Origin of the sequence: Kitasatospora sp. MMS16-BH015, assembly GCF_002943525.1 — a bacterium.
Classification (GTDB): domain Bacteria; phylum Actinomycetota; class Actinomycetes; order Streptomycetales; family Streptomycetaceae; genus Kitasatospora.
The window spans coordinates 3558496-3578713 of record NZ_CP025394.1 but is presented as its reverse complement, the minus strand read 5'-3'; the positions used below and the strand labels follow the sequence as shown (position 1 = coordinate 3578713).

At 73.7% G+C, this 20218-nt stretch carries 14 protein-coding genes and 1 pseudogene; 14 read left to right on the top strand and 1 reads right to left on the bottom strand.

Annotation, left to right across the window (positions count from 1 at the left end; all coding sequences use genetic code 11):
• The first annotated feature begins 418 nt into the window (after positions 1-418).
• The 5 genes and pseudogenes from CFP65_RS15445 to CFP65_RS15425 all read left to right on the top strand — a co-directional run bounded on the left by CFP65_RS15445 (position 419) and on the right by CFP65_RS15425 (position 10002).
• Complete coding sequence (locus CFP65_RS15445) at positions 419-2680, top strand: serine/threonine-protein kinase (RefSeq protein WP_104816642.1); 2262 nt, start codon at positions 419-421, stop codon at positions 2678-2680.
• A 223-nt stretch (positions 2681-2903) separates the two neighbouring features.
• Complete coding sequence (locus tag CFP65_RS15440; protein WP_104816641.1) at positions 2904-4520, top strand: glycosyltransferase family 2 protein; 1617 nt, start codon at positions 2904-2906, stop codon at positions 4518-4520.
• Between the two features lie 116 nt (positions 4521-4636).
• Entirely contained in the window at positions 4637-7528 is a 2892-nt protein-coding gene (locus tag CFP65_RS15435; RefSeq protein ID WP_104816640.1) for a bifunctional glycosyltransferase family 2 protein/CDP-glycerol:glycerophosphate glycerophosphotransferase, read from the top strand.
• Positions 7525-8670 carry a glycosyltransferase gene (locus tag CFP65_RS15430; protein ID WP_104816639.1) on the top strand — a complete coding sequence of 382 codons (1146 nt, stop codon included), beginning with the start codon at positions 7525-7527 and terminating at the stop codon, positions 8668-8670. Before CFP65_RS15435 ends, CFP65_RS15430 begins: the two co-directional genes overlap by 4 nt.
• Positions 8671-8916: 246 nt before the next feature.
• Positions 8917-10002, top strand: a pseudogene (locus CFP65_RS15425) (S1C family serine protease).
• A 191-nt stretch (positions 10003-10193) separates the two neighbouring features.
• On the opposite strand, the gene CFP65_RS15420 reads toward CFP65_RS15425, so the two are convergent.
• Positions 10194-11399: a sensor histidine kinase gene (locus CFP65_RS15420; RefSeq protein WP_174805537.1), complete on the bottom strand. Its 1206-nt coding sequence runs from the start codon at positions 11397-11399 to the stop codon at positions 10194-10196.
• Positions 11400-11777: 378 nt separating this feature from the next.
• Between CFP65_RS15420 and CFP65_RS15415 the strand changes: the two genes are divergently transcribed.
• Genes CFP65_RS15415 through CFP65_RS15375 form a run of 9 tightly spaced genes read left to right on the top strand, consistent with a single transcriptional unit; the run spans position 11778 to position 20207 of the window.
• Positions 11778-12185, top strand: a complete 408-nt coding sequence (locus CFP65_RS15415) for an NADH-quinone oxidoreductase subunit A (protein ID WP_104816637.1) — start codon at positions 11778-11780, stop codon at positions 12183-12185.
• A gap of 38 nt (positions 12186-12223) precedes the next feature.
• Positions 12224-12796, top strand: a complete 573-nt coding sequence (locus tag CFP65_RS15410; RefSeq protein ID WP_104820895.1) for an NADH-quinone oxidoreductase subunit B — start codon at positions 12224-12226, stop codon at positions 12794-12796.
• Entirely contained in the window at positions 12793-14022 is a 1230-nt protein-coding gene (locus CFP65_RS15405; protein WP_104816636.1) for an NADH-quinone oxidoreductase subunit C, read from the top strand. The genes CFP65_RS15410 and CFP65_RS15405 overlap by 4 nt, the downstream gene beginning before the upstream one ends.
• A 2-nt stretch (positions 14023-14024) precedes the next feature.
• Positions 14025-14978, top strand: coding sequence for an NADH-quinone oxidoreductase subunit NuoH (gene nuoH / locus CFP65_RS15400; RefSeq protein WP_371682534.1), 954 nt, complete (start codon positions 14025-14027; stop codon positions 14976-14978).
• On the top strand, positions 14978-15541 hold the full coding sequence (locus CFP65_RS15395; RefSeq protein WP_104816634.1) for an NADH-quinone oxidoreductase subunit I: 564 nt from the start codon (positions 14978-14980) through the stop codon (positions 15539-15541). The genes nuoH and CFP65_RS15395 overlap by 1 nt, the downstream gene beginning before the upstream one ends.
• Positions 15538-16248, top strand: coding sequence for an NADH-quinone oxidoreductase subunit J (locus tag CFP65_RS15390; RefSeq protein ID WP_104816633.1), 711 nt, complete (start codon positions 15538-15540; stop codon positions 16246-16248). Before CFP65_RS15395 ends, CFP65_RS15390 begins: the two co-directional genes overlap by 4 nt.
• Positions 16248-16613, top strand: a complete 366-nt coding sequence (gene nuoK, locus CFP65_RS15385) for an NADH-quinone oxidoreductase subunit NuoK (RefSeq protein WP_104816632.1) — start codon at positions 16248-16250, stop codon at positions 16611-16613. Before CFP65_RS15390 ends, nuoK begins: the two co-directional genes overlap by 1 nt.
• Positions 16610-18616, top strand: coding sequence for an NADH-quinone oxidoreductase subunit L (locus CFP65_RS15380; RefSeq protein WP_104816631.1), 2007 nt, complete (start codon positions 16610-16612; stop codon positions 18614-18616). The genes nuoK and CFP65_RS15380 overlap by 4 nt, the downstream gene beginning before the upstream one ends.
• A gap of 46 nt (positions 18617-18662) precedes the next feature.
• Positions 18663-20207: a NuoM family protein gene (locus CFP65_RS15375; RefSeq protein WP_104816630.1), complete on the top strand. Its 1545-nt coding sequence runs from the start codon at positions 18663-18665 to the stop codon at positions 20205-20207.
• Positions 20208-20218 lie beyond the last annotated feature (11 nt).

Here is a 20218-nt window from a genome sequence, read left to right as displayed (position 1 = left end):
GCCGTCAGCTTACCGTGGCACGATCTTGCCGCGATTCGGTGATGCGACTATTACTCCGCCCGGGGGTGCTAAGGGAGCGTGTGCCCGGATATTCACGGCGCGTCCACAACCGGTTTCGGAGCCCCCCCGTGTGCTGATGAACCCACAGCGTGACGAAGGGTCGGCTGAGGGGGGCTCGGGTCGCGCAGAGTGACCGTCAGACCGCAGCGCGCAGGTGGCCGGGTCCTTGTCACCTTCCTGCCGCCGGAGGCGGAACTCGGGCCCGGGGCGGGGGAGAAACAGCGCGGGCGGCGGGGGAGATTGGCTCCGGCGGGGCGGGCATTGGAGAATCGGGGCGGCCCACCCGCCTGAGGGTGGCGCACCCGCCCGGCAGACCGTCCGGTCCGGGGCGGTGGGGCGACGGGGAGGTGGCAGCGGAGTGGACCAGCTGACGGCGCACGATCCGCGCAGGATCGGGCCCTTCGAGGTGCTGGGGCGGCTCGGCGCGGGCGGGATGGGGCTGGTCTACCTGGCGAGGTCGGCCTCCGGCCGCCGGGTGGCGATCAAGACGGTGCGGGGGGAGCTGGCCGAGGACGAGCTGTTCCGGGTGCGCTTCGCCCGGGAGATCGCCGCGGCCAAGACGGTCGGCGGCTTCTACACCGCCGCCGTGGTCGACGCGGACGCGGACGCCCGGGTGCCCTGGCTGGCCACCGCCTACGTGCCGGCCCCCTCGCTGGAGGACCTGGTCACCGAGTGCGGCCCGCTGCCGGTGGACGCCGCCCGCTGGCTGATCGCCGGGATCGCCGAGGCGCTGCAGTCCATCCACGCCGCCGGTCTGGTGCACCGTGACCTCAAGCCCTCCAACGTGCTGGTGGTCGAGGACGGCCCCCGGGTGATCGACTTCGGCATCGCCGCCGGGGTCTCCAGCTCCCGGCTGACCATGACCAACGTGGCCGTCGGCACCCCCGCCTACATGTCGCCCGAGCAGGCCCGGGACAGCCGCAGCGTCACCGGCGCCAGCGACGTGTTCTCGCTGGGCTCGCTCCTCGTCTTCTGCGCCACCGGCCACGCGCCGTACCACGGGGCCAACCCGGTCGAGACGGTCTTCCAACTGCTCCGCGACCAGCCCGACCTCTCCGGCCTGCCGGTGGACCTGGTCGACCTGGTCCGGGCCTGCATGCGCCCGGCCCCCGAGCACCGGCCGACTCCGGCTCAGATCCAGTCCGAGCTGGCCCCGCACCTCTTCTCCCGGGACGACGCGGCCGGGGACGCGGGCGACTGGCTGCCGCCCGCCGCGCTCGACCTGATCGAGCGTCGGCGCGGTCGGCGCAACGTACCCCCGCAGCGTCCGCTCGCCCCGCCGCCCCCGGCCGGGCCGCCGCCGGTGCCCCGTCCGGTGCAGCCCCGCCCGGTGCAGCCGAGCGCCGTGCTGGACGCCGACGCGGCCACCGAGAAGCTGGCCGGGCGCAGCAGACGGAGCAGCGAGCCGAGCGCGGTGGAGGTGCAGCTGCCCGGCGACGTCCGGATAGGGCCCGGCCCCCGCGTCGAGCACCCGGACGGCACGGCGGCGGCGCCGCCGGCCACCGACTGGGTCCGCCGGGCGGCCCCGCCGGCCCGCTGGCGGCCCTGGCGGTTCCGGATGTCCAACGACGTCTGGGGCACCCCGGTGGTCGCCGACGGCACCCTCTTCGTCTCCAGCTTCGAGGTGCACGCCCTGGACATCGGCTCCGGGCAGCGCCGCTACAAGACCCGGGACGTGGCCTGGGCGCTGGCCGTGGACGCCGGCCGGGTGCACGCCGCCGACGGCCCGCACCTCTACACCGTGGACGTGGCCGACGGCACCGAGCGCTGGCGCAGCTCGCTGGACGGCTGGGTCTACGCCCTGGACGCCGCCGACGGGGTGCTCTGCTGCGGCACCCGGGGCGGCGGGGTGCACCTGCGCTCGGCCGCCAGCGGCGCCGAGCTCTGGCGGGCCGAGGACGCCCAGCAGGACTACGAGAACCCGCAGTCCGGCCCGGCCCTGGTGGCCGGGGCGGTCTACTACTACGGCGGCGGCCGACTGCGCTGCGTGGACCCGCGCGGCGGCGGGCTGCGCTGGTCCTTCCCGGTCGGCGGGGACGTGCCCTCGCGCCCGGTGGAGCAGGGCGGCGTGCTGTACGTCACGGCGGGCCACCGGGTGCACGCGCTGGACGCGGCCACCGGGGCCGAGCGCTGGCGGTTCGAGGCGGCGGTGGTGCTCTTCACCCCGCCCGCGCTGGACGGCGCGGCGGTCTACGTGGCCGACTACCTCGGCACCGTCTACGCCCTGGACGCCGCCACCGGACGGGACCGCTGGCGCGGTCGGACGGGCGGCCGGCAGGGCGCCGAGCCGGTGGTGCTCTCGGCGGGCACCGCGCTGGTCTCGGCGGGCGACACCCTGCACGCCTTCGACACCACCTCCGGCCGGGAGCGCTGGCGCTACCGGGCCCGGGGCGAGATCGTCGGCACCCCGGCGGTGGGCGACGGCCTGGTGCACGTGGGCAGCCGCGACCACTCGCTGCACACCCTGGACCTGACCACCGGTCGGCTCCGCTGGGAGCTGGGCACCAAGGGCGAGCTCACCGGCTCGCCGGTGGCCGTCGGCGGCCGGGTCTTCGTGGGCAGCAAGGACCGCTGCGTCTACGCGCTGGACGCGTTCTACGGCACGGCCGTGCCCTCCTGAGGTCGGATGAGGGCAAGGGGGGAGAAAGCTGGGGGTTCAGGGGGAGAACCGGGGAACCCCTGGGGCGAGGTGGGGTGAAGGCCGGACAATCGGACAGGCGGGGCGAACGGTGGTAATCGGGCACTCGGCGCGTACCGTCCGGTACGATCACAGACGGCTTGCGGGGCCTCCAGGCGTGCCGCACACCCGATGAGGGCGCACGGAATGAGGGGCGAAGTCGCGGATGACCGGCAGGAGCCCCGGCGAAACACCGCAGGTCAGCGTGGTGGTGATCGTGTACAACGACGCCGCGCTGATCGAGCAGGCGGTGCGCTCGGCGCTCGACCAGGGCCCCTGTGTGGCCGAGGTCATCGTGGTCGACGACGCCTCCACCGACGCCACCCCGGACCGGCTCGCCCGGTTGGCCGCCGCCGAATCCCGCGTCCGGGTGATCACCCGCACCGAGAACAGCGGCGGCTGCGGCACCCCGCGCAACGAGGGCCTGGCCGCCGCCCGCACCCCGTACGTGATGCTGCTCGACAGTGACGACGTGCTCGCCCCCGAGGCCGCCCGCACCCTGCTGGCCACGGCGCTGGCCGAGCGGGCCGAGGTGGTCGCCGGGGTCTGCGTCCGGCGCGAACTGCCGGCCGGCACCGACACCCCCTGGCAGCGCGACCTCTTCCCGGCCGTCGGCGCCCCGCCCCGGCGCTACGAGGGCATCCGCTCGCACCCGGCCTTCCTGCGCGACACCCTCTGCGTCAACAAGCTCTACGACCGGGCCTTCCTGGAGCGGCACGGCGTGCGCTTCGCCGAGGGCGCGGTGCACTACGAGGACTTCGCCTTCACCGCCCGGCTCTACGCGGCCTCGCCCCGGCTGGTCGCGGTCGGCGAGACGGTCTACCTCTGGCACGTGCGGCGGGAGGCCGGGCGGCAGTCGATCTCGCTGCGGCGGGACGAGATCCGCAACTGGCAGGACCGGGTGGACGCGCACGCCGAGGTGGTCCGACTGCTCGCCGAGGCCGGCGAGCCCGGGCTGGCCACCGCCGCGCAGACCAAGTTCGTCGACCACGACCTGCGGATGTACGTCCGTGAGCTGCGGCACAAGCCCGCCGACTACCGGGCCGCCTGGTGGCCCGTGGCCCGGGCCCACCTGGAGACCTTCGAGCCCGCCGCGCTGGCCGCCGCCACCCCCGCCGGGCGCTGGGTGGCCGCGCTGCTGCTGGCCCGCCCCGAGCCCGTCCGCGGCACCGAGCTGGCCCGCCTCGGCGAGCTCGCCGCCAACCCGGCCCGGCTCGCCCCGCCCTACCTGGCCGACCCGGACGGCACCCCGCTGCTCGCCGAGGGCGTCCCGCTCACCGGCCTCACCAAGCTGCCCCCGGCCCGGCTGCCGCTCGCGGTGGACGGCACCGCCCGGCTCGCCCGCGCCACCGAACTGACGCTGCGCCTGCACGACCCGTACGGCCTGGTCTCGGCCGCCCACCCGACCGGCGCCGAACTCGAACTCCGCACCCGGGTCGGCCCGCCGTTCGCCCTCCGCCGCACACTCACCCTGGCCGACCACCCGGCCGGCGGCTGGACGGCCGGCGCGGTGGTGGACGCCTTCGAGCTGCGCGACGTGGGCGAGATGACCTCCTGGGCGCTGCGGCTGACGCTGCGCTATGCCGACGGCTCGGCGGCCACGACGGCGGTGCGGCCGGGCGGGGGGAAGCAGCACGCGGTGGTGTACCGGCCGCTGGCGCGGATCGCTCTCGTGCAGTCGTACGAGACCAACAACGGGGAGCTGGGGCTTCGGGTCGCCGACGGCGTCCGCGGTGGGTGGGAAGTCGTCAGGGCCAGGCTGCGGCGGGCCTTGGCGCGCTGAGTACACGCCCCTGGGGATGCCCGCGCCGTTCCCCGCGCCCCTGGGAGGTGGGGCCGCAGCCTTGCACGAAAGTGGCAGAATCAGTGGAATTGCCCGCATACAGCAAGGACCGTTGCATGCCCTCCAGCCAACCGGACCCGCTGGTCAGTGTCGTCGTCATCGTCTACAACGACGCCGTCCGGCTGCCCCGGGCCGTCCGCTCCGCCCTGACGCAGTCGCTGCGCGGGGTCGAGGTGCTGATCGTCGACGACCGCAGCACGGACGACAGCTTCGCGGTGGCCGAACGGCTCGCTGAAGGGGACGCCCGGGTGCGGGCCTTCCGGCTGGCGGAGAACAGCGGTGGGTGCGGCGCGCCGCGCAACCGGGGTGTGGCCGAGGCGCGCGGCCGGTACGTGATGTTCCTGGACAGCGACGACGAGCTCGACCCGCACGCCTGCCGCAACCTCTACGAGGCGGGCGAGCGCACCGGGGCCGAGCTGGTCTCGGGGCTGAGCGTGCGCCGCTTCCTGGGCAGCCGGCACGGCAAGACCGACGCCTGGTACCCGTGGATCTACCGGCGCACCCGCACCCTGGACTCGATCACCGAGCTGCCCGACCTGCTGGTCTGGGACACCCTCTCGACCAACAAGGCGTACCGCCGGGAGTTCCTGCTCCGGGCCGGCCTGGAGTTCCCGGTCGGGATCCTCTACGAGGACCTGCTCTTCTCGGCCCAGGCGTACCTGGCCGCCGAGCGGATCACGCTGATCCCCAACCGGGTCTACTGGTGGGACGTGGCCGCCCCGGCCAAGGGCAGTGAGCGTTCGCTCTCCAACCGGCGGCACGAGATCCGCAACTTCACCGACCGGCTGGAGATCCACCGCCGGATCGACGCGATGCTGGCCGACCGGGGCATGGTCGAGCTCAAGTACCGCAAGGACGTGAAGTTCCTCAAGCACGACCTGGTGCTGCACCTGCGCGACCTGCCGTTCCTCCCGGAGAGCTTCCGGGCGGAGTTCGCCGAGCACGCCCGGGCCTACCTGGCTGGGCTCGACCCGGAGGCGGTGGCCGAGACCCCGGCCATCCAGCGGATCTGCGCGTACCTGCTCGCCCGGGACGACTGGGCCGAGCTGCTGCCCGCGATCGACACCCTGATCAACCGGGACAAGCTCTCCAGCCCGCTGGCCGAGCGGGACGGCCGGGTCTACTGGACGGGCCGTCACCTGGACGACCCCGAGGGCCGCCGGGTGCTCGACGTGACCGAGGCCGGCTACCACGCGGCGCCGCTCGGCACCCTCTTCCTGCGCAACCAGCTGACCCGGTACGCGCTCGGCCCGTACGGGGTGGAGCTGGCCGGACGGGTGGTCAACCCGCTCGGACGGATCCCGGCCGGGGCCAGGCTCGCGGCCAGGCTGGAGTTCACCGCCCGCCGGGGCGGGCTGCAGACCTTCGCCTTCCCGGTGGCCGAGGTGCGGCACGAGGGCGAGGGCATCCACTGGCGCGGCCGGGCCGACCTGGCCAAGCGGCTGCGCCCGCTCGGCGTGGTGGACGGGGTCTGGGACGTGCGGCTGGTGCTCACCGTCGACGGCGAACGGACCGTCAGCCGGATCACCGTCGGCAGCTACGACCTGGCCGGGGCCGAGGCCTCCCGGGTGCGGCCCCGGCTGACCAGGCTCACCGGCGACCGGCTGCGGCCCGAGCGCTCCGACCGCGACCACCTGACCTTCGAGCTCGCCGCCGAATCGGCCCCGGCCCGCCGGGCCACCGACCTGCTCGACCGGGCGGTGCGCGGCGAGGCCGGCGCGCTGGCCAACGCCGCCGCCGAACGGGCCCGCCGCACGGTGCGCGGCGGCCTCAAGCTCAAGCGCAAGCTCGCCGACGGGGACACCAAGCTCAAGGTCTACCACCAGGTGCTGCAGAAGCTGCCGGTGGTCAAGGGCCAGGTGGTCTTCGAGAGCCACCAGGGCAAGCAGTACAGCGACAACCCGCGCGCGGTGTACGAGGAGCTGGCGCGGCGCGGTGCGCCGATGACGGCCGTCTGGTCCTACGCGCGCAGCGCCGAGGGCTTCCCCTCGGGGGCCAAGCTGGTCCGCCGCTGGTCCTGGGAGTACCTGCGGGCGCTGGCCCAGGCCGAGTACTGGGTGGACAACCAGGGGTACCCGTACCGGCTGCGCAAGCGGCCCGAGACCACCTATATCCAGACCTGGCACGGCTCGGCGCTCAAGAAGATGGGCTACGACCTGGCCTCGCTCAAGCGCCAGAGCCCGGCCCGCCAGGCCGAGTACCAGGCCGGCCTGGACCGCTTCGACCACTTCGTGGTCCGCTCCGAGCACGACGTGCGCACCCTCGCCCCGGCCTACCGGATCACCGAGCGGCAGCTGCTGCGCACCGGCTACCCGCGCAACGACGCGCTGGTGCGCGAGGGCGCGGCGAAGGACCGTCAGCTCGCGGGGGAGCTGGGCATCGACCTCTCCCGCCCGGTGGTGCTCTACGCCCCCACCTTCCGCTCGGACGGCGCCGGGGTGGCCCGCCCGTTCGAGTTGCCCTTCGACGTGGAGCGGTTCGCCGAGCGCTTCGGCGACCGGCTGACCCTGCTGGTGCGCTGCCACTACCTCGACAAGGTGGTGCTGCCGCCCTCGGTGCGCGGCCGGGTGATCGACGTCTCGCAGGTCCAGGAGGTCACCCCGCTCTACCTGCTCTCCGACGCGCTGATCACGGACTACTCCTCCCTGATGTTCGACTACGCCCTGCTCGACCGGCCGATGCTCTTCTTCGCCTATGACTGGGAGGAGTACGCCGAATCCACCCGCGGCACCTACTTCGACCTGCTGCGCGAGGCCCCGGGCCCGGTGCTGCGGGACGCCGAGCGGCTCTTCGAGGCGCTGGAGGAGCTGGACGCGGTGGAAAAGGAGTACGCGGAGGAGCGGCGGCGGTTCGTCGCCGAGTACGGCGAGTACGACCGGGGGGACGCGGCGGCCCGGATCGCCGACCTGATGTTCCCGCGCACCGGCAGGACGGAGGAGGGCCGATGAGCCGCGACATCTTCATCGTCAGCAACAGCGTGGACGAGCTGGGCGGGGTCTCCAGCTGGTCGCACCGGATGGCCGGGCTGCTCACCGGGCGCGGGCACCGGGTGCAGCTGATCGGGATCACCCCGGCGGTGCTGCACCAGGACTTCGGTGACGACCTCCCGTACGGGATGACCACCCTCTACGCCGAGCACCCGGCGCCGGCCTGGGCGCCCAAGCTGCCCTGGCAGCGCCTGGACGCCCGGGCCCGCCGCCGCGAGGCGGAGCGGGCAGCGGGGGTGCGGGCCGCTGCGGAGCGGATGAGCGCGATGTTCCGGGCCGCCGGGCCGGGGGCGGTGGTGATCGTCACCCAGGTCTGGGCGATGGAGTGGGTGGCCCGGGCCGACCTCAAGGGGCTCCAGGTGATCGGGATGAGCCACGAGTCCTTCGAGACCTGCAAGGCCTCCTCCCGCTTCGGCCGGGTCAAGCGGCACTACGCCGACGTGGACCGGTTGGTGGTGCTCACCGACGAGGACGCCGACGCCTGGATCCGCGAGGGCATGAACTCCACCTGCGGCATCCCCAACCCGCTGCCCTTCGACGTCCGGCCCGCCGCTGCCGAACCGGCCGAACGGGTGGTGGTCAGCATCGGCCGGCTGGCCCAGGAGAAGGGCTACGACCTGCTCCTCGAGGCCTGGGCCACGGCGGTGGACCGACGGCCCGGCTGGCGGCTGCGGATCTTCGGCCTCGGCGAGGAGGAGGCGGCGCTCAAGGCGCAGTGCACGGCGCTCGGCCTGGACGAGTCGGTGGAGTTCGCCGGCCGCACCGACGACGTGCCGGGCGCCCTGGCGGGGGCGGCGATGTTCGCGCTCTCCTCGCGGGGCGAGGGCTTCCCGCTGTCGCTGATGGAGGCGATGGCCTGCGGCGTGCCCTGCGTGGCCTTCGACTGCGCCCCGGGCGTGCACGAGATCATCCGGGACGGCGAGGACGGCCTGCTCGCCCCGACCGGCAACACCTCGGTGCTGGCCCAGCGGCTCGGCCGGCTGATGGACGACCAGGAACTGCGCGAGGCGATGGGCGAACGGGCCCGGCAGGCGATCGGGCGGTACTCGCCCGAGCACGTGACGGCCCGTTGGGAGGAGCTCTTCGCGCTGCTGGAGTCCTGAGGGGCAGGCGGTGGCGCCGCGGCGCCACCGGTGCGCGTGGTGCGGGTGGCGGAATCCCGGGCGCGTCGGGCTGCGGAAACGGACATAACGGTGAAATGCTGACAAAGTCCGGCCGTCTGCTTCGAATTGAGGCGCCATCCCCTCGGGCCGGTCCTGCGTACGGAACCGGAGGCAGCCCAGGTGCACCGCAAGAAGGAACCCACCACCCGCCCGCTCCCGGCCGGCCCCCGGCCGACCGGCCCCCGGCTGCTGCTGACCGGCGCGGCGCTGGCCCTGGCCGGGTTGGTGGTGACGGGCTGCACCAGCAGCTCCTCCTCGTCCTCCTCGGCGGCCAGTGCCTCCTCCTCGGGCTCGGGCTCGGCTTCCGCCTCGGCCTCGGCCTCGGCCAGCACGGCGGCGCCGAACACCAGCAACCAGCTCCAGGACGACTACTAGCGGGTGATCGGCGCGGTGCTGCCCTCGGTGGTCCAGATCACCACGGCCTCCGGGCTCGGCTCGGGCATCGTGTACGACACCAAGGGCGACATCGTCACCAACGCCCACGTGGTCGGCAGCGCCACCACCTTCACGGTGACGCTGGCCAACAGCACCAAGGGCCTGGACGCCACCCTGGTGGCCAGCTACCCGGACTCCGACCTGGCGGTGATCAAGCTCAGCAGCCCGCCCAGCGGCCTCAAGCCGGCCACCTTCGCGGACAGCAGCAAGGTGGCCGTCGGCCAGATCACCCTCGCGATGGGCAGCCCGCTGGGGCTCTCCTCCTCGGTGACCCAGGGCATCGTCTCCGCCACCGGCCGGACCGTCTCCGAACCCCGCTCGACGGACTCGCCCGGGGCGACCATCGGCAACATGGTGCAGACCTCGGCCGCGATCAACCCCGGCAACAGCGGCGGCGCCCTGGTCAACCTGGCCAGCCAGGTGATCGGCATCAACACCCTGGCCGCCGTCGACCAGGAGATGAACGGCAGCGCCGCCCCCGGGATCGGCTTTGCCATCCCCGCCGCCACCATCACCAGCATCGCCGACCAGCTGATCAAGGACGGCAAGGTCGGCAACTCCGGCCGGGCGGCGCTGGGCATCACCGCGCGCACTTACTTCAGCAGTGACTTCAAGCCCTCCGGTGCGGTGATCGTCACCGTCGCCTCGGGCGGCGCGGCGGCCGGGGCCGGCCTCCAGCCGGGTGACGTGATCACCAAGCTGGGCGACACCCCGGTCACCACGCTCAGCTCGCTCACCACGGCGCTGGCCGCCCTCCAGCCGGGGGCGAAGGTCACCGTGACCTACCAGCGGGACGGCCAGACCAAGACCGCCGACGCCACACTCGGCAGCCTCTGACCGCTCCCGCCTCCCGCTCCACACCCGCCAGGCCCCGGGCCCGGTGGCCGCCTACCGCGCAAGGGTCGGGCGCCCACCGGGCCCGGTCATGCGCGGGGTGGGGGAGAGGCAGGGGGAGAGGGGCGGGACCGGCTGGTGTCGGCCGGCGTCGGGAACGCCGCCGGTGGGTGGAGCGGCCCTGGGTGAGGGTGCTACCGGCGGGTGGCCCGGGTGTGCCAGGGGAGCTCGATGGTGACCGTGGTCGGGCCGCCCTCGGGGCTGTCGACCAGGAGGACGCCGTCCACCGCGCCGACCCGCTCGGTGAGGCCGGCCAGGCCGCTGCCCGGGTAGGCGGCGGCGCCGCCCCGGCCGTCGTCGCGGACCTGGACCATCAGGCGGTCGGCCTGGCGCCAGGCCTCGACCGAGGCGCTGCGCGCCCGGGCGTGCTTGGAGACGTTGGTCAGCAGCTCGCTGACGGTGAAGTAGGCGATGCCCTCCACCGCCGAATCGGGCCGCTCCACCGTGCCGTCGGGCCCCTTGAGCTCGACCTGCACCTGCACCCCGCCGGGCACGGTGCACCGGGCCGCCACCGCGGAGAGGGCCGGGCCGAGGCCGCGGTCGGTCAGGACCGCCGGGTGGATGCCCCGGGCCAGATCGCGCAGCTCCTGCAGGGCCAGCTTGACCTCGCCGTGCGCGGCGCCCACCATCTTGGCCGCCACCGCCACGCTCTCGGGGGACTCGGCCTCGGCCAGCCGCTCCTTGGCCAGGCCCAAGTCCATCGAGAGCGCCACCAGCCGGGCCTGGGCGCCGTCGTGCAGATCGCGCTCGATCCGCCGGAGGTCGGCGGCGGCGGTGTCGACCACCGCACCCCGGTCGTCCTCCAGCTCGCGGACCCGCATCGACAGGGCCGTCGGGCAGAGCAGGCTGCCGATGAGTATCCGGTCGACCGCCGCCAGGCCGCCGATCGCCCAGGGCAGCACCGGCCAGCCGACCACCAGCAGGGTGAGCGTCAACGCGAAGCTGAGCACGCCCCAGGGCAGCAGCAGGAAGCTGTACAGCGCGGACCGCCAGCTGAGCCCGTCCGTCAGACTCGCCGTCACCCAGCCCGCCACCCCCGGCCGGCTGGTGACCAGTGGGGCCGGCTCGGCCACCTCCACGCCGAGCCCGAGCCTGGCCCGCCGCCGCGCCAGCGCCCCGAGCGCCCGGGCCCCGGCCAGCCCGGCGGCGAGCAGCGGAAGCCCGACCACCGTCACCGCGAGGCCCAACCCGGTGGACAACATGACAACGGTGAAGACGAACCCTATGAGGCCCAGGGGGAAGTTGAGGAGCAGGTGCTGCACCTGACCCCAGAGCTTCGCGCCGTACAGCGGGGGTTTGCCGGGCCGCACCCCCTTCTCACCCACACCGACTCCCGCCATCGCCCGTACTCTCCTCTCCTCCATGGGCCGACCGGACCGCCGCACCCCTACTGAACAGCTCGCGAGCGGCCCCTCGGTGACCGCCGTGGGCACCAGCATCCCCGCCGGCCCGTCCCCGCGACCATGGTGGTGGTACGTGTCTTCGGGCGGGGGTTATCCCCACCCCGGTGTGGGCACTGTGGCGAGGGCGGCACCCGGAACGCGCTGTCCACGGAGTGTCTTGCGGGCCGAGCAGGGTGCAGGGGGACTTCAGCGCTGCACTTAGACTCACGCCTAGCCATGGTTATGGATATGTAAAGAACCGCACGGAACCCCAGGGAATCCGCCCGGCCGGGCGGGTCCGGACCGTCCGACGTACCGCGATGTGGAGGCGAGGGCATGAACGGGCAGTTGGCCGCTGCCGACCCCGCAGTGGGCAGTGGTTACTTCGACGCGTACGCGGCGGTGGGCCTGCTGCTCGTCGTAGGCGTGCTCTTCATCACGGTGTCCTTCACCGCGAACCGCCTGCTCCGCCCGGTGGTCTACTCGCCGGAGAAGCTCCTCAGCTACGAGTGCGGCGTCGATCCGGTGGGCGAGGGCTGGGCGCACACCCAGATCCGCTACTACGTCTACGCGTTCCTCTACGTCATCTTCGCGGTCGACGCGATCTACCTCTTCCCGTGGGCGACGGTCTTCGCCGCCGCCGGCTTCGGGATGGCCACGCTGGTGGAGATGTTCGTCTTCATCGGCTTCCTCGCGGTCGGGCTGCTCTACGCCTGGAAGAAGGGCGTTCTGGAATGGACGTGACACACTCGCACGGCTCCGGCGGCACGATCCCGCTCGGGATGCCGACCGTCGGCGCGCCCGGCTCCGAGGTCGAGACCCGCCGGATCGGCCCGCTCGCCCGGCTCACCCCCGACCCGGTGAAGATCGTGCTCAACTGGGGGCGCCGCTACAGCCTCTGGTGCTTCAACTTCGGCCTCGCCTGCTGCGCGATCGAGTTCATCGCCGCGTCGATGGCCAAGCACGACTTCATCCGGATGGGCGTCATCCCGTTCGCGCCCGGCCCCCGCCAGGCCGACCTGATGATCGTCTCGGGCACCGTCACGGACAAGATGGCCCCTGCGGTCAAGCGGCTCTACGAGCAGATGCCCGAGCCCAAGTACGTGATCTCCTTCGGCGCCTGCTCCAACTCCGGCGGCCCGTACTGGGACTCCTACGCCGTGACCAAGGGCGTCGACCAGATCATCCCGGTGGACGTCTACGTGCCCGGCTGCCCGCCCCGCCCCGAGGCGCTGCTGCAGGGCATCCTCAAGCTCCAGGAGAAGATCGCGGCCGAGTCGCTGCCCGCCCGGTACGCGGCCCCCGCGTCCGCGCTGCGCAGGCCGCTCGTCGCCGGGCCGGAAGGTGAGCGGTGAACGACGTACTGACGCCGGAGCAGACCGCCGCCGCGATCGGCGAGTGGGCCACCGCCGCCGAGGCGTACGAGCTGCTCACCGTCGACGTGCCCGCCGAGCACTGGATCGAGGCGCTCACCAGCGCCCGGGACGGGCTCGGCCTGAGCTACTTCGACTGGCTGAGCGCCGTGGACGAGCTCGCCGACGGCTTCTCCGTCCTGGTGCACCTGGCTGAGGTGCGGGGGCCGGGCGTCCGGCACCTGGTGCTGCGGACGCGGGTGCCGCGCGACAAGGCCGCGCTGCCGACCGCCGTGGGCGTCTACGCCGGGGCCGGCTGGCACGAACGCGAGACCCACGAGATGTTCGGCATCGACTTCACCGGGCACCCGCACCTGATCACCCTGCTGCTGCCGGACGGCTTCGAGGGGCACCCGCTCCGCAAGGAGTTCGTCCTGGCCGCCCGGGTCGCCAAGGACTGGCCGGGCGCCAAGGAGCCGGGCGAGAGCCACGACGGCGGTGGCCCGGCCCGGCGCAAGATGCAGCCCGCCGGCGTCCCCGACCCGAACGAGTGGGGCCCGCTCAAGGGCACCCTCCCCCCGGTCGCCGAACGCCCGGCCCGCGCCGCCCGCACCCCCCGCGCAGCAGCCGGCGCCGCCGGCGCGGCTGCCGGAGCCGGGGCCGCAGCCGCGGCCGGTGCCGCCGAGGGCGCCGCACCGCGTCCGCGCCGCACCCGCAGCATCGAGGACGGTTCGGTCAGCCAGGCCGCCCCCGCCGGGACCCCCGCCCCCGCCCCCGGCGAGGCCCCGGCCACCGAGGGGACCTCCGCCGCCCCGCCGCTGCGCGCCGACCGCCCGCGCCGCACCCGCAGCATCGCCGACGGCTCGGTCAGCCAGACCCCGGCCGCAGAGCCGACGGCGGCGCCGCAGCCCGGCGCGCCGACCGAGTCCGCCGAGTCCGCCGAGCCTGCGGCAACGGGGGCCGGCCCCACCGAGCCCCGCCGTCCGGCCCCGGCCCGCACCCAGTCCGCGGACGCCCCCTGGCACACCCCGACCCCGGCCCACGCCGAGGCCGAGCCCGCCGCGGAGCCCGCCGCCGCCCCGGCTGCCGAGCCCCCGGCCCCGTCGGAGCCCGCGAACGACAGCAACAGCGGCGACGCCAATACCAACGGCGATGCCAATAGCAACGGCAACGGCAACGGCAACGGCAACGGCAACGGCAACGACGGCGAGAACGGAGCCGGCGCGTGAACCTGCTGGACACACTGCTGCGCTGCCTCGGCGCGCTGGTCGTCTTCCTCACCTTCCCGCTGATCATCGGTCAGACCGAGCACAAGGTGATGGCCCACATGCAGGGCCGCCTCGGCCCGATGTACGCCGGTGGGTTCCACGGGTGGGCGCAGCTGGTCGCCGACGGCGTGAAGTTCGTGCAGAAGGAGGAGATCGTCCCGACGGGCGCGGACCGGCGGGTGTTCCGGATCGCGCCGGTGGTGGCGCTGCTGCCGTACCTGGTGGTGCTGATCGCCATCCCGGTCGGGCCGAACGGGTTCGTCGGCCAGGCGGTCGACGCGGGCATCTTCTTCGTGCTGGCGGTCATGGGCATCGGGGTGCTCGGCAGCCTGATGGCCGGCTGGGCCTCCGCCAACAAGTTCTCGCTGCTGGGCGGCCTCCGTACCGCCGCCCAGCTGATGAGCTACGAGCTGCCGATGCTGCTCGCGGCCGCCTCGGTGGCGATGGCCGCCGGGACGGTCTCGCTGGGCGGGATCGTGGACGGGTTCCACTGGTGGTGGATCCCGTGGCAGGCGATCGGGGCGTTCGTGTTCTTCACGGCCGGCCTGGCCGAGCTGCAGCGGCCGCCGTTCGACATGCCGATCGCCGACTCGGAGATCATCTTCGGCGCGTACACCGAGTACAGCGGGCTGCGCTTCGCGTTCTTCCTGCTCTCGGAGTACGCGGGCATCCTGGTGGTCTCGGCGCTGACCTCGGTGCTCTTCCTGGGTGGTTGGCACGGGCCGTTCCACGACCAGCTGGGCTGGCTGTGGACGATCCTCAAGACCTTCGCCCTGGCCTTCGTGGTGATCTGGCTCCGGGTCACCTACCCCCGCCTGCGCGAGGACCAGCTGATGCGGTTCGCGTGGACGGTGCTGATCCCGCTCGCCCTCGTCCAGCTGGCCCTCACCGGCATCGTCAAGGTGGCGATCTCCTAATGGCTCCCCTCAACCTCCCCGGTGCCGGTCTGGCCAAGGGCCTCGCCGTCACCCTGCGGACGATGGTGAAGAAGACCGTCACCGAGCAGTACCCGGACGTGCAGCCCCAGCTCCCCCCGCGCACCCGTGGCGTGATCGGGCTGCTCGAGGAGAACTGCACCGTCTGCATGCTCTGCGCCCGCGAGTGCCCGGACTGGTGCATCTACATCGACTCCCACAAGGAGACGCTGCCCGCCGCCGACCCGAACGCCCGCGCCCGCACCCGCAACGTGCTGGACCGGTTCGCCATCGACTTCTCGCTCTGCATGTACTGCGGGATCTGCATCGAGGTGTGCCCGTTCGACGCGCTGTTCTGGTCGCCGGAGTTCGAGTACGCGGAGACCGACATCCTGGAGCTGACCCACGAGCGGGACAAGCTCCGCGAGTGGATGTGGACGGTGCCCGCGCCGCCCGCGCTCGACCCGGCGGCCGAGGAGCCCAAGGAGATCGCCACCGCCCGCAAGGCGGCCGAGAAGGCCATCGCGGCAGCGGCCCAGGCCGCGAACGAGGAGGAGGCGAAGTGAACGCTCACCTTCAGCTCGCCGCCGGCAGCCTGGCCCCCGCCGCCCGTGGCTTCCTCTCCCCGACCGGGGCGGAGATCGTCTTCGTGCTGGTCGGCCTGGCCGTGCTCGGCGCGGCCCTGGTCTCGGTGACCACCAAGCAGCTGGTGCACGCCGCGCTCTGGCTGGTCGTGGCGCTGGGCGGGCTGGCGATCGAGTTCCTGCTGCTCACCGCCGAGTTCATCGCCTGGGTGCAGGTGCTGATCTACCTCGGCTCGGTGGTCGTGCTGGTGCTGTTCGGGCTGATGCTCACCAGGGCGCCGATCGGCCGCTCCCCGGACGCGGACTCGGGCAACCGCTGGGTCGCGCTCGGGGTGGCCGTGGCCGCCGCCGCGACCCTGGTGACCCTGGTGGTGGACGCCTTCCGCACCAGCTGGATCGACCTCGGCGCCGGCGGTGGCAGCACCGAGGTGACGGGTCAGTACCTGTTCCGGCACTGGGTGCTGCCGTTCGAGGCGCTCTCGGTGCTGCTGCTCGCCGCCCTGGTCGGCGCGATCGTGCTCTCCCGCACCAAGGGCGAGCGCCCCGCCAAGCCCCGCCCGGGCAAGCTCCGCGTCGGCAAGCCGGTCGGCAACGCCAAGCCGGTCGGCAGCACCAAGCCGGTCGGCACCGCGAACCCGGTCGGCGACTCGACGGTCCGGACCGTCCCGACCCCGCCGCAGGAGAGCTGATGCACCTCGCCTATCCAGCCGTCCTGGCCGCGCTGCTCTTCTGCGTCGGCGTCTACGGCGTGCTCGCCCGCCGCAACGTGGTCCTGGTGCTGATGTCCGTCGAGCTGATGCTCAACGCCGTCAACCTCAACCTGGTCGCCTTCGACGCCTGGCTGCGTGACTCGCTGCACGCCGGCCAGGCGCTCACCCTCTTCACCATCACCGTCGCCGCCGCCGAGATCGGCCTCGGCCTGGCCATCGTGCTGCTGGTCTTCCGCACCCGCGGCACGGCCGACGTCGACCGCCTCACCGCCCTCGGCGACAAGGCCGAGGCCGCCGAGGCCGGCGTTGCAGCCGCCGAAGAGACGACGGAGGCCGTCGCATGAACCTCGCCCTCCCCGCCCTCGTCCCCGCCCTGCCCGCGCTCGGCGCGGCGGCCACCCTGGCCACCGGGAAGAAGGCCCCGGGCCTGGCCCGGCCGCTGGCGATCCTGCCGGTGCTGGCCTCGGCGGTGCTGGCCCTGGTGGTCGCGCTCCAGCTCGGCACCGGCCAGAGCCTGGACGCCGCCACCCGGCTCGCCCCGACCGGCGGCCCGGACATCGCGCTCGCCCTCCACCTGGACGGCTTCAGCTCGCTGATCTCGGTGCTGGTCGGTCTGGTCGCCACCTGCGTGCAGGTCTACTCCACCGCGTACCTGAAGGACGACCCGCGCTACCCGTCCTACGCGGCGCTGGTCTCCCTCTTCACCGCCGCGATGTTCCTGGTGGTCTACTCGGGCGACCTGATCGTGCTGCTGGTCGGCTGGGAGATCATGGGCATCTGCTCGTACTTCCTGATCGGCCACCACTGGGAGACCGCCGACGCGCGCTCCGCCTCGCTCAAGGCCTTCCTGGTCACCAAGCTCGGCGACGTGCCGTTCCTGTTCGGCATCTTCCTGCTCGGCGCCGACGCCAAGAGCTTCCGGATCCCGGACGTGCTGGCGGCCGCCGCCGACGGCCGGCTCGGCCACCCCACGCTGATCGCGCTGCTGCTGCTCGCCGGCGTGGCCGGCAAGAGCGCGCAGTTCCCGCTGCACACCTGGCTCCCGGACGCGATGGCCGGCCCGACGCCGGTCTCCGCGCTGATCCACGCCGCCACCATGGTCGCGGCCGGCATCTACCTGGTGGCCCGGCTGCTGCCGGTCTTCCTGCTCTCCGGCGCCGCCCTGGTGGTGCTGGCCGTGATGGCCGCCGTCACCATGGTCGGCTCGGCGCTCTGCGCGCTGGCCCAGGACGACCTCAAGCGGGTGCTCGCCTACTCCACCGTCGGCCAGCTCGGCTACATGGCCGGGGCGCTGGCCGCCGGCGACCGCCAGGCGGCCGTCTTCCACCTGGTCAGCCACGGTGCGTTCAAGGCGCTGCTCTTCCTCACCGCCGGTGTGGTGATCCACGCCGCGCACACCAACTCCATCTCCGCGATGTCCCGGCTGCAGGGCCTGCGCGAGCGGGTGCCGGACGCCTACTGGACGATGGGCATCGGCCTCTGGGCCCTGGTCGGGCTGCCGCCGTTCTCCGGCTTCTTCAGCAAGGAGGCGGTGCTCACCGCCGCCGAGCACGCCGCCACCGGCGAGGCGATCACCAACGGCCTGGGCCCGGCCTCGGCCGTGCCGAGCGCCGCCGGGTGGATCGTGCTGGTCGCGGCCCTGGTCACCGCGCTGCTCACCGCCGCGTACGCGGCCCGGCTCTGGCTGGTCACCTTCCACGGCGGCCCCGCCCGGGCGGTGGCCGCGGCCGAGGACGCGCCGTACTCGCCCGAGATCGACGAGGCCGACCCGGGCCACGCCGAGCCCGGCGCGATGCGCTGGCCGCTCTGGGTGCTGGCCGTGCCCACCATGGCCTTCGGCGTGGCGGGCCTGCGCAGCGACTGGCTGCCCGCCCTGCTGGACGGCGGCTCGCTGCGGCCCTCCACCGGCACCGCGATCATCGGCACCGGCCTGGCGGTGGCCGGCCTGCTGATCGGCTGGGCCGCCTGGCGCTCGGTCGCCACCCGCGGCACGGCCCGCCCCGCCGCCGGCCCGGTGCCCGGCCAGGCCGGTGCGCCCGAGGCGGAGCGGCTCCCGGTCGACCCGGGCCGGGTGCTGCTCGGCCCGCTCTACCGGCCCGCCCAGCACGGCTTCCACGTCGACCGGCTGTACAGCGCGCTGTTCGTCCGGCCGGTGGCCGGGGCCGCGCAGCTGGTCCGCTTCCTCGACCGCGAGGTGGTCGAGACGTACGTGCGGGGCAGCGGCAACGGCGCCCAGCTGCTCGGCTGGGTCGTCCGCAAGGCCCAGAGCGGCAACGCCCAGACCTACCTGAGCGCCCTGCTGGCCGGGGTCGTCCTGCTCACCGTCCTGGTGGCGGTCGGCTCATGAACCACGACCTGTCCGCCACCTCTGCGGCCCCCACTTGGAGTCACCGATGAACGCGGTCCTCATCGCCCTCCTGCTGCTGCCGCTGGCCGGCGCCGCCCTGACCCTGCTGCCGGGCGTGCTCGGCACCGACCGGGCGGCGCTGCGGTTCGGCACCGGCCTCACCGGCCTGGTGCTGCTGCTGACCATCGCGCTGGCGGCCGGCTTCGACCACGACCGGCCCGGCCGGATGCAGGCCGTCACCGACGTCGGCTGGATCCCGGCCCTCGGGGTGCGGCTGCACCTCGGCGTGGACGGCATCTCGCTGCCGCTGCTGGTGCTGACCGCGCTGCTCACCTTCCTCTGCGCGGTCTACTCGACCAAGCGGCTGCCGGAGGGCGAGGGGGTGCCGAGCGCCCGCTCCTTCACCGGCCTGCTGCTGCTGCTCGAGGTCGGCATGCTCTCCACCTTCGTGGTGCTCGACCTGCTGCTCTTCTTCCTGTCCTTCGAGATCGTGCTGATCCCGATGTACTTCCTGATCGCGCGCTGGGGCAGCGGCCGCAAGGTGCCCGCCGCCAACCGCTTCATCCTGTACACCCTGCTCGGCTCCGCCGTGATGCTGCTCGGCTTCCTGCTGATCGGCCTGAACGCCGGCACCTTCGACATGACCAAGCTGGCCGCCGCGCACGGCAGCGGGCTCAGCCACACCACCCAGGTGCTGGCCGCGCTGGCCATCCTGATCGGCCTCGCCGTCAAGGCCCCCGCCTGGCCGCTGCACTCCTGGCTGCCGGACGCGCACACGGCCGCCCCGACCGTCGGCTCGGTGCTGCTGGCCGGCGTGCTGCTCAAGATGGGCACGTACGGCCTGGTCCGCGTCCTGCTGCCGATCGTGCCGGACGGCACGGCCACCTTCGCCCCGTACCTGGGCGCGCTCGCGGCCGTCGGCATCCTCTACGGTTCGCTGGCCTGCCTGGCGCTGGCCCGGCCGGGCGCCAAGGGCGACCTCAAGCGCCTGATCGCGTACTCCTCGGTCGGCCACATGGGCTTCGTGCTGCTCGGCATCGCCTCGCTCACCCCGGTGGGCGTCAACGGCGCGCTGTTCGCCAACATCGGGCACGGCCTGATCACCGGCCTGCTCTTCTTCCTGGTCGGCGCGCTCAAGGACCGGTACGGCACCGCCGAGCTGGACACCCTCGCGGGGGCCACCGGTGCGGCGCTGTACGGCCGGGCGCCGCGGATCGGCGCGCTGCTGGCCTTCGCCGCGGCCGCCAGCCTCGGGCTGCCCGGCCTGGCCGGCTTCTGGGGCGAGCTGCTGGCGATGTTCGGCGCCTTCGACCCGGCCGCCGGGCTCTCCCGGCCGGCCTTCCTGACGTACATGGTGCTGGCAGGCCTCGGCACCCTGCTGACCGCCGCCTACCTGCTGGTGGTGGTCAAGCGGGTCTGCATGGGCGATCCGAAGCAGCCCGCGCCGGTGGCCGAGCTGCCGGACCTGCGCCGGTACGAGGCCGTCAGCTGGACCCCGCTGGCCGCGCTCACCCTGCTCGCCGGGCTCTGGCCGGCCCTGCTGCTCGGGCTCTCCGACCCGGCCGTCAAGCACCTCCTCGGGGGTGGCTGAACCGTGCACAG